We start from the raw sequence: 9,806 nt of genomic DNA on the forward strand, positions 1-9,806 counted from the left end.
TGTCATGACGGGCCTGCTCGAGACCACCGCGACGACGCCGACGGAGGCGGCGGACGACGCGACCGCGCACGCGCTGCTGTCGTGCTGGCTGCGCGAGGTGCCCGGCTGGACGCTGGACGAGGGCGCCGGCCGCATCGTCATACCGCTGCCGCACTGGAACGCCCGCCTGCTGGTCGGCGTCCGCCGGGCGTCGGCGACCTTCCGGCACCAGCTGGAGCTGCCGCCGCTGGTCCAGATCGCCGGCGGTTCGCCGCGCCCTGTCGGGCTGGCGCAGCTGGCCGTGCTGCTGGCCGACGCCCTTCCCGGGACCGGCCTGCGCACGGAACCGCTGCTCACCCGCGTCCTGGACAGTGCCGCAGCGGTCGCCGGCTATCTCGACGGGCGAGCGCGGGACATCGACCGGCTCTGGTCCGCCGCGCCGCTGACGTTCGCCGAGACCGAGCAGGCGCTGCTGCTCGGCCACCCGGTCCACCCGACGCCGAAGAGCCGCGGCGAGCTGGGCGCTGTCGAGCGGCAGCGGTTCTCCCCCGAGACCGGCGGCCGGTTCGCGGTGCGCTGGCTGGCCGTCGACCGCGACGTCGTGCGGCACGGCAGCGCCCTGGACACGTCGGCGCCCGAGCTGGCCGAGGCGCTGCTGCGCGACGATCCCGCCGTCGACCAGGCGGCGCTTCGGGCGACCCGCGACGCCGTTGGCGGCGACCGGATCCTGCTGCCGGCGCACCCGTACGAGGCGGACCGGCTCGCCGCGGACCCGCTGACCGCGGACCTGTTCGACACCGGCGCCGTCGTCGACCTCGGTGCGTGGGGCGCGCCGTTCCTGCCGACGACGTCCGTGCGCACGGTGTACCGGGCGGACGCGCCGTGGCAGCTGAAGTTCTCGCTGCATGTGCGAGTGACGAACTCGATGCGCGTGACGCTGCCGAAGGAGCTGGACCGCGCGGTGGAGTCGGCGGCGCTGGCGCGCACTGTCGTCGGCGCCCGCACCCGCGAGGCCGCGCCGCACTTCGTTCTCGTCCAGGACCCCGCCTACCTGACGGTGGCCCGCGACGGCGAGGTGCTCGACGGCTTCTCGGTGCTGCTGCGGGAGAATCGGTGGGCCGACGGCGGCCCGCGCGACGTCAGCGCGCTGACCACCCTCTGCCAGGACCACCCCTACGGCGGCAGCAGCCGGCTGGTCGCGCTGGTCGCGGCGCTGGCCGCGCGGCACGGCCGCACCGAGGACGCCGTCGCCCGCGAGTGGTTCGGCCGGTTCTGCGACGTCGTCGTGCGCGCGCTGGTCCGGCTCTACCTCGACGTCGGGCTGTGCTTCGAGGCGCACCAGCAGAACACGCTGGTCGAGCTCGAGGACGGCTGGCCGGTGCGCGGCGTGTACCGCGACAGCCAGGGCTACTTCCACCGCGAGGCCGCGCACGGTGACCTCGTCGCCGTCGTGCCCGGGCTGGGCGAGGTCACCGAGTCGATCTTCCCGGAGGAGCTGGCCGACGAGCGGCTGGTCTACTACCTGTTCGTCAACCTCACGCTCGGCGTGATCAATGCGCTCGGCCCGTGCGTGGACGAAACCGTCCTGCTCGGCGACCTGCGCCGGGTGCTGACGGAGGAGCGGTCGCGCGGCGGGCGGTACCCGGCGACTCTGCTGGACCGGCTGCTCGACGACGATCGCTGGCCGTGCAAGGCGAACCTGCTGACCCGGGCGCACGACATGGACGAGCTGGTCGGCGACATCGCGACGCAGTCGGTGTACGTGACGCTGCCGAACCCGCTGCTGGGGGTGGGCGCGTGAGCGCGGCCTGGTCCGTCACGTTGCCGGATGCGACCGCCGAGCTGACGTTCGCGCCGGTCCGCGTCGACGCGGACGCGGAGCTGATCCACGACTGGATGAACCGGTCGCACGTCGTGCCATGGTGGCAGCTCGGGGTGTCGCTGGCGGAGATCCGTGCCTACCTGGCCGGGCTGACGCACCTGCGGCCGTGGCTGGTGTCGGCGCACGGGGTTCCGTTCGGCTACGTCGAGACATACGTCGTCGCGGCAGACCCGCTGGCCGGCTACTACCCGGCGCGCGCCGACGACCAGGGGTTCCACCTGCTGGTCGGGCCGCTGTCGATGCTCGGGACCGGGGTGCCGCGGCTGATGGGCCGGGCGGTGCTCGCCTGGCTGCTGAACCACGGCGACCGCGCCGTCTGCGAGCCGGACGTCCGCAACGGCCGGATGCTCGCCTACTGCGACCGGCTCGGGCTGACGCCGCTGGGCGAGGCCGACCTGCCGGAGAAGCGGGCGGCGGTGCTGGCCTGCGAGCGGACGACGTTCGACGCGCGCTGGCCGGGCGACCGCGCGGCCGTCTCCGCTGCCGTGGGGGTGACCAGGGAGGCTCATGCGGCACCTCCGGCGACGCGGGGCCGGAGGTCCCGCCGAGTCGTCGGTCGAGACCGCTCGCCGACTGGAGCGAAGGAGGCGGCGCCGCATGAGCCGACCGACTGATGTCAGCAGCATGAGCGAGTACGACGTCGTCGGCGTGGGGCTGGGGCCGTTCAACCTGGGGCTGGCGGCGTTGCTCGAGCCGGTGTCCGACGTGGACGCGGTGTTCTTCGAGGCCGCGCCGCGGTTCGCCTGGCACCCCGGCCTCATGCTGCCCGGCACGACGCTGCAGGTGCCGTTCCTCGCCGACCTGGTGACGCTGGCCGACCCCACCAGCCGCTGGTCGTTCCTCAAGTACCTGCACGAGCGCGGCCGGCTGTACCGGTTCTACTTCTACGAGCGGTTCCACGTGCCGCGAGCGGAGTTCGACGCGTACGCCCGCTGGGTCGCCGAGTCGCTGCCGTCCTGCCGGTTCGGGACGCGGGTGACGACGGTGGCACCTGCGGCCGGCGGGGGCTGGCGGGTCGGCGTCGAGACCGCCGACGGTGCCGTCGAGGAGCACAAGGCGCGCTCGGTGGTGTTCGGCGTCGGCACCCGGCCGTCCGTGCCGCCGGTGACCCGCGACGTCCTGGGTGCGGACGTCTTCCACACCGAGGACTACCTCACGTACCGCGAGAAGGCGGTGACCGCGTCCGCCGTCACGGTCGTCGGTTCCGGGCAGAGCGCGGGCGAGGTGGTCGCCGACCTGCTCGAGGCCGGGCTGCCCGGCGGCCTGACCGTCGACTGGTTCACGCGGTCGCGCGGGTTCCTGCCGATGGAGTACTCCAAGCTCGGGCTGGAGCACTTCACGCCCGAGTACACCGCGTACTTCCACGGGCTGCCGCCGTCGACCCGCGACGAGATCCGGGCCGGTCAGGACCTGCTCTACAAAGGGCTGTCGGCCGAGACCAGCGAGCGGATCTACGACCTGTTGTACGCCGCGACGGTGGACCGCGCCGACCCGCCGGTGGTGTACGGGGGCGGCTGCGAGCTGCGGGCGATCGAGCCGTCGCCGGTGCCGGGACGTCGGTGGCGGCTCACCTGGCACCACCGCGACCAGGACCGCAGGTTCACCCGCGACACCGACGTCGTCGTGCTGGGGACCGGTCACGAGCCGGCGCCGCTGCCGGTGGCGTCCGGAGTCGTGGCCGTCGACGCGCTCGGCCGGCCGGAGGTGTCGCTGGACTACCGGCTGGCGCTGACGTCCGGCGCGCCGTCGACGCTGTTCGCGCAGAACGCCGAACTGCACACCCACGGCGTCGGCGCACCGGACCTGGGCCTGGGCGCGCACCGCAACTCCGTCATCGTCAACGCGCTCGCCGGCCGCGAGGTCTACGCCGTCCGCGACCGCACCGTCTACCAGAGCTTCGGCGTCCCCGAGGAGGCCCGTCCGCATGACCGCACCTGACCTGGAGCAGTGGGAGCGGGCGAACCGCGAGCTGATCGCGAAGCTGCTCACCGAGTTCGGCTACGAGGAGATCATCGCGCTGGACGTCGCGGATGACGGCGTGCTGACGGTGCCGCAGCCTGGCGGGACGCTGACCGGCCGGGCGGTGCGGCGGGCGCTCGGCTGGTGGCGGGTGGATCCGTCGTCGCTGGCGATGGAGGGCGGCGGACCGCTGCCCGACGCCGTCGAAATCTTCACCGCGGTGCTGGGTGCGGCGGGAGCCGAGGCGTCCACCGTCGCGGGGGCCGTGTCGGAGCTCTCGTCGACGCTGCTCACCGACGCACGGCAGCTGGCGGCCGCCCGGCCGGCGGCCGAGCTCGTCGACCTCGAGCCGGTGCTGGTCGAGGCCGAGCTGACCGGACACCCGTGGATCGTCGCGAACAAGGGCCGGGTGGGGTTCGGCGCCGACGACCTGCTCGCCTACCCGCCGGAGGCGCGGGCCGACGTCCGGCTGCTCTGGCTGGCCGCGTCGCCGGTCATCGCTGACGCCGTCGGGCTCGACCATCACGCGGTGGTGCGGGACCAGGTCGGTGAGGCGGGGTTCGAGGCCTTGAGGGCCGGGGCGCAGCTGGGCGGGCTGGACCCGGACACCTGCGTCTACCTGCCCGTGCACCCGTGGCAGTGGGCGCACCGGATCCTTCCGCTGCACGCGCCGCAACTGGCGCGGGGCGAGCTGGTGTTCCTCGGCGAGGGGCCGGCGCGGTATCGGCCGCAGCTGGCGATCCGCACGATGACCGACCTCGACGACCCCGCACGGCGCTACCTCAAGCTGCCGCTGTCGATCCTCAACACGTCGGTCTATCGCGGGCTGCCGCGGGAGCGGACGCTGGCCGCGCCGGCGTTGACGTCGTGGCTCTCCTCGGTCGTCGACGGCGACGAGTTCCTGCGCGAGACCGGGCTGATCCTGCTCGGCGAGGTGGCCGGGGTGAGCGTCGCCCACCCGGTGTACTCGGGGCTGCCCGGAGTGCCGTACCAATACACCGAGCTGCTGGGCGCGATCTGGCGCGAGCCGGTGCAGCCGTACCTGCGCGACGGCGAGCAGGCGGTCTCGCTGGCCGCGCTGCTGCACGTCGACCCCTCCGGCGGCACCTTCGCCGGCGCATTGGTGGAACGCAGCGGACTGTCGCCGGCGGACTGGGTGCGGCGGCTGCACGAGGCGATCCTGCCGCCACTACTCCACGTCCTGTACAAGTACGGCGCGATGTTCTCGCCGCATGGCCAGAACTGCCTGATCGTCCACCGCGACGGCATCCCAACGCGACTGGTCGTCAAGGACTTCGTCGATGACCTCGCGATCTGCTCCGAGTCCATCCCCGAACACGCCGGCCTGACGCCCCCGGTCCGGGCCGCCCTGGCCGACGTCATCCTCGACGGCAAGACGCTGCGCAAGTATCTGCAGAACGGCCTACTCATCTGCGTCTATCGCTACCTGTCAGAGATCACGGCCGATCGACTCGGCGTACCAGAACATGAATTCTGGGACTCGGCACGAGCAGTACTGACGGCCTACCAGGACCGCTTCCGCGACGAACTGGCCGAGCGCTTCACCATGTTCGACCTCGAATCGCCGACGTTCCCGAAGCTCTGCCTCAACCGGCTGCGGCTGTTCGAACGCGGCTACGCCGACGACCCCGAACGCCCCGTCGTCGCCGCGGTCGGCACCGTCCCAAACCCGCTGGTTGGCGGTCGATCGAGCTCGGAGTAGCGTTGCATACGCACGTCTTGGGGGGTTGCGGATGCAACCTGATCGCTGGTTCGCAGTGGGCTCGGCTCAAGGTACCGGACGGGGTTCCGGAGCACGAGCGCTCGATGATGCGTTGCAATCTGGCGACCCGAAGCTGGTCCTCGTGTTCTGCTCCCCGTCGCAGAATCTCCCGGAGCTGCTGCGCGAGATCCGGTCGCGGTCGGCGGGCGCGCCACTGATCGGATGCACGACCGGGGGCGAGATCGCGACAGCGGGCCCGCACGATGCGAGCGTCGTCGTCGCCGTGTTCGGTGGACCCGGGTTCGCGATACAGACGGCCGTCGCGACCCATGCGTCGCAAGACCTGCGAAGGGCCGGTGCACTCGTGGCGCAGTGTGTTCCCGATCGGCCGGATCTTCCTCACCGTGTGCTGCTGCTCCTGAGCGACGGTCTTGCGGGCGATCAGCAGGAACTGGTCCGCGGCGCCTACGGCGTCCTGGGAGCCGCCGTGCCACTCGTGGGCGGTTGTGCCGGCGACGATCTCAAGATGGCGACGACCTTCCAGCTCTACGGCGACCGCGTGCTCACCGATGCGGTCGTTGCCGCAGGCATCGCGTCCGATGCACCGCTAGGGATCGGTGTCCACCACGGCTGGCGGCGGGTCGGCGAACCGATGCTCGTCACGGCCAGTGCCGGTAACCGCGTCTTCACACTCGATGACCGCCCGGCCATCGACGTCTACCTCGATCACCTGGGCCTCGACGAGCCCACCGGCTCCGATCAGGAGTGGCTTGCGCGGATCGCCCTCACGCATCCACTCGGGCTCCGGCGGGCGAGCGGCGAAGATCACGTCCGATTCATCACAGGTGGCGACTTCTCAGAGCGCTCGCTCTCCTGCGCCGCCGAGGTGTCGAACGGCGCGCTGGTATGGATCATGGAGGGGGATGCCAAGTCGGTCCTGGAAGCGACTGACACGGCGTGTCGTGGTTCGCTGGCGGCACTCGACGGGCAGGCGCCGCTGGGCATGCTCGCATTCGACTGCATCGCCCGGCGTGGCGTCCTGGGCTCCGCCGGGATCCGGACCGAGATCGAGAGGATCGCCACGATCGCCTCCGGGGCGCCGGTGGCCGGGTTCTACACCTACGGCGAGATCGCGCGGGTCCGCGGCTTGCATGGATTCCACAACCAGACCCTGGTCGTTCTCGCGGTCGCATGAGATGGACGTGTCGCAGTGGTCCGCTCAGTACCTCGCGGAGTTCGCAGCTGCGATCTCCATCGCCGGCAGCGAGGCAACGGCCGCGCGGATATCCGTCGAGAGAGCGGCCGAGGCACTCGACGCGGACGTGGCGGCCATCGTCAGCGGGGACGATCTCGTCGCCGCGGTCGGGTACGCGCAAGGTGACGTGCCCGTCGCCGAGCTCGCTCGGGTGCAGCCCGGCGCTGCGGAGACCCAGCTCGTCGTTCCAGGGGTCGGCGTGTGCATGACGGCGACGGCGACGCTCGAGTATCCAATCGGTGCGACGCTGCTCGTCGCCAGGACCGATGCCCTGACGCGTCAGGAGACGGGCCTGCTTCACGGGATGGCACGCGTCGCGTCGACGACCATGAGAATGCGGCGTGTCCTCGCCGATGAACGTGCGACGCGCGAGGAACTCGAGCGACTGGCTCGCGAGCAGGCAGCATTGCGTCATGTGGCCACCCTGGTTGCTCGTGGGGTGCCACCGACAGGAGTCTTCGCTGTCGTCGCCGAGGAGGTCGGCCGGTTGTTCGCCGCCGATGCGACCAGCGTCGTCCGGTTCGACGCCGACGGCGCCGCCACGTGGGTCGGCTCATGGAGCGCCACGGGACAGCGATCCCGGGTGGGGCTCCGGAGGGCTCTTGTCGGTCAGCACGTGACCACCATCGTCTTCCAGACCGGGCGTCCGGCACGCCTGGACGGGCGACCGACCGGCGACTCCGTCGCTACCACGGACGACACTCATGACATCAGCTTGCTGTCCGTGGTCGGCGCGCCGATCACCGTCGAGCGACGCCTTTGGGGGTCCTTGCAGGTGGCGAGTTCACGGGAGACCGGTCTGCCTTCGGGTACCGAGGAGCGTCTCTCGGCATTCGCCGAACTCGTGGCGGCCGCGATCGCGAACGCCGAGGCACGTGCCGAGCTGACCGCGTCGCGGGCACGCATCGTCGCCACTGCTGACGAAACCAGGCGCAGAATCGAGCGCGACCTCCATGACGGCGCCCAGCAACGGCTGGTCACGCTCGCGCTGCAGCTGCGCGCGTTACAGGAGACGGTGCCGCCTGAGCTCGGTGAGCTGGCCGCCGAACTCGACGCGCTGGCCGCAGGTCTGACGAATGCGCTCGACGAGCTCCGCGAGTTCGCCCGCGGCATCCACCCAGCGCTCCTCACCGAGAGCGGTCTGGGACCTGCGGTGAGGATGCTGACCCGACGCTGCCCGATGGTGGTGCACCTCGACCTGCGTCTGGAGGGCCGCCCGCGGGGGCCGGTGGAGGTAGCGGCGTACTACGTCGTCTCGGAGGCGCTCGCCAATGCGGTCAAGTACGCGAACGCGACCACCGTTGCCGTCGACGTCGAGACGGCCGATGAATACCTGCGCGTATCCGTCCGCGACGACGGCGTCGGAGGTGCCGATGCCACGTCCGGATCGGGCCTCCTCGGTCTCAGGGACCGGGTCGAGGCGCTCGGGGGCCGCCTCGTCGTCGAGAGCCCACGCGGCGCCGGCACATCGGTGCGGGCCGAGCTCCCACTCACCGATGGCATCATGGCCGCCGACTGACCGCAGTCGTCAGGCGGCGGAGCAGCAACATCCGTGCGGCTCGCAACACCGCCGGTAACGCATTCGGCGGCACGCGCAGGATCTGCGCGAGCTGTGCCCGCGGTACGCGTTCGTGATCGGCCAGCCAGATCGGCAGCCGCAAGCCAGGCGGCAGAGCCGCTACCGCCGCGCTGACGTGATCCGGGGTCGGCGAGTCCACCAGCCGCATCGTCGTGGGATCGACCGCGGCGGCTGCCTCGGCGGCCCCCTGGAACACCCACCCGGACACGTCGACCACCGCTTGCAGCAGCCGAGTTCGCAAGCCGTGGGTCGCCCGAGTGCGGAACCGATCCGTCGCAAGCCAGTAGCCGCGCAGCGCGAGGTCTTCGGCGGCACCGCGATCGCCGGTGAGGATCAGCGCCGTCGAATAGACGCAGGGCAGCAGAGTGAGCGCCTGCCGCTCGAACGCGTCACCGGTCGCGGTGACGCCCGAATCCTCGGGTCTGCACCGAGCACTCATGCCGGCCGCTCCTTCCCCGCCGCACTGGCGAACGAACGCCATGGCGCTGCTTGCATGATCGGGCCCGGCGACCCGCGGTGTCGTCCTGGCAGACCCCCGATCCGTCTACCTGCTAGCTGGAATCATCAGACTGCTGCTGGCCACGGGTGGAGATGGCTGCTGACGGCGATGTCACGCCGCCGTCCCTTCACGAGGATGTCGGGTAGCTGTAGTCCGGGTGCCCACTGGAGGCCGGTGATGAGCAGTTCGAGCGCGACCGAACCCGCGGTTGTCGAAGTTTTCGCGGCCGCGAGTTCGCTCGATTCGATGCCTGTGCTTCCCGGGCGCGCGGAGCACCCCGAGAACGTCGTGGCGCTGGGCCGGAGGCCGGAACCCCCAAGGGCTGACCCCTGGCTTCACGATACTCGCGTGCAAGCGTCGACCCGGACTCGCTCCGGCGACCACCGACCTGGTGTGGCGCGCGGAATGGACCCGAACCCGTCCCCGCTGCTGCGATCCCACTCGACCGATCCACATACGCCCGCCACCGTCCATGGCCTGCACCACAACGGCCTGCTGCGGGTCCACCTGACCGACATCGGCGGGGCGATCGACGAGTACGAGCTGACCGTGGAGCACGCCCTGCACCTGGCGCAACGGCTTCGGGACGCTGCGACCGCGATGCAGGCGTTCGCGGCCACTCGACCACACGCGAGATGACCGCGGCAGGCGGGAGGATCGCGGGCCGGCAGGGGTGCGGCAGGGTTCAGTGGAGCTCGTTGCGGCGCCAGAGCGCGGCGGCGCGTTCGAGCTCCTCTGCCATGCGCAGATTGCCTTTCGCCAGCCGGGTCTGCCGCTGGCCGTCCTCGTGCGGGAGGTCGTCCGCGGCGTGGGCCCGGCCGGCGGCGACGACCCGGCAGAACGCGGCCGCCCGTTCCAGCGCCACCGCGAAGTCGCCGGTGAACGCGCTGGTCAGGACCGCGTCGCCGAGAGCGGCGACCTCGTCGGGGC

At 71.6% G+C, this 9,806-nt stretch carries 8 protein-coding genes and 1 pseudogene; 7 read left to right on the forward strand and 2 right to left on the reverse strand.

The window, feature by feature from the left end:
- The first annotated feature begins 4 nt into the window (after positions 1 to 4).
- The 6 genes from E1262_RS15480 to E1262_RS15505 all read left to right on the forward strand — a co-directional run bounded on the left by E1262_RS15480 (position 5) and on the right by E1262_RS15505 (position 8,317).
- Positions 5 to 1,780 carry an IucA/IucC family protein gene (locus E1262_RS15480; RefSeq protein ID WP_162605922.1) on the forward strand — a complete coding sequence of 592 codons (1,776 nt, stop codon included), beginning with the start codon at positions 5 to 7 and terminating at the stop codon, positions 1,778 to 1,780.
- Positions 1,777 to 2,475, forward strand: a complete 699-nt coding sequence (locus E1262_RS15485; protein ID WP_132104039.1) for a GNAT family N-acetyltransferase — start codon at positions 1,777 to 1,779, stop codon at positions 2,473 to 2,475. Before E1262_RS15480 ends, E1262_RS15485 begins: the two co-directional genes overlap by 4 nt.
- Positions 2,459 to 3,799: a lysine N(6)-hydroxylase/L-ornithine N(5)-oxygenase family protein gene (locus tag E1262_RS15490; protein WP_203453903.1), complete on the forward strand. Its 1,341-nt coding sequence runs from the start codon at positions 2,459 to 2,461 to the stop codon at positions 3,797 to 3,799. Before E1262_RS15485 ends, E1262_RS15490 begins: the two co-directional genes overlap by 17 nt.
- The gene (locus E1262_RS15495) at positions 3,786 to 5,543 is read left to right on the forward strand and encodes an IucA/IucC family protein (RefSeq protein WP_132104040.1); all 1,758 of its coding nucleotides are present in this window, start codon (positions 3,786 to 3,788) and stop codon (positions 5,541 to 5,543) included. The genes E1262_RS15490 and E1262_RS15495 overlap by 14 nt, the downstream gene beginning before the upstream one ends.
- Before the next feature lie 112 nt (positions 5,544 to 5,655).
- Complete coding sequence (locus E1262_RS15500) at positions 5,656 to 6,738, forward strand: FIST signal transduction protein (RefSeq protein ID WP_162605923.1); 1,083 nt, start codon at positions 5,656 to 5,658, stop codon at positions 6,736 to 6,738.
- Position 6,739: 1 nt separating this feature from the next.
- A complete protein-coding gene (locus tag E1262_RS15505) occupies positions 6,740 to 8,317 on the forward strand; it encodes a GAF domain-containing sensor histidine kinase (protein ID WP_132104042.1) in 1,578 nt (525 codons plus the stop codon).
- On the opposite strand, the gene E1262_RS15510 is transcribed toward E1262_RS15505, so the two are convergent.
- Positions 8,301 to 8,858 (reverse strand): RNA polymerase sigma factor, encoded by a 558-nt coding sequence (locus E1262_RS15510; protein WP_162605924.1) that lies wholly within the window; start codon positions 8,856 to 8,858, stop codon positions 8,301 to 8,303. The genes E1262_RS15505 and E1262_RS15510 overlap by 17 nt on opposite strands.
- 423 nt (positions 8,859 to 9,281) lie before the next feature.
- On the opposite strand from E1262_RS15510, the gene E1262_RS15515 reads away from it, so the two are divergent.
- A complete protein-coding gene (locus tag E1262_RS15515) occupies positions 9,282 to 9,515 on the forward strand; it encodes a hypothetical protein (protein WP_132104044.1) in 234 nt (77 codons plus the stop codon).
- Positions 9,516 to 9,561: 46 nt separating this feature from the next.
- Here E1262_RS15515 and E1262_RS30365 read toward each other — a convergent pair.
- Positions 9,562 to 9,806: pseudogene (locus E1262_RS30365) on the reverse strand (hypothetical protein); the annotation flags it as partial.

This window comes from Jiangella aurantiaca (genome assembly GCF_004349105.1).
Taxonomy (GTDB): domain Bacteria; phylum Actinomycetota; class Actinomycetes; order Jiangellales; family Jiangellaceae; genus Jiangella; species Jiangella aurantiaca.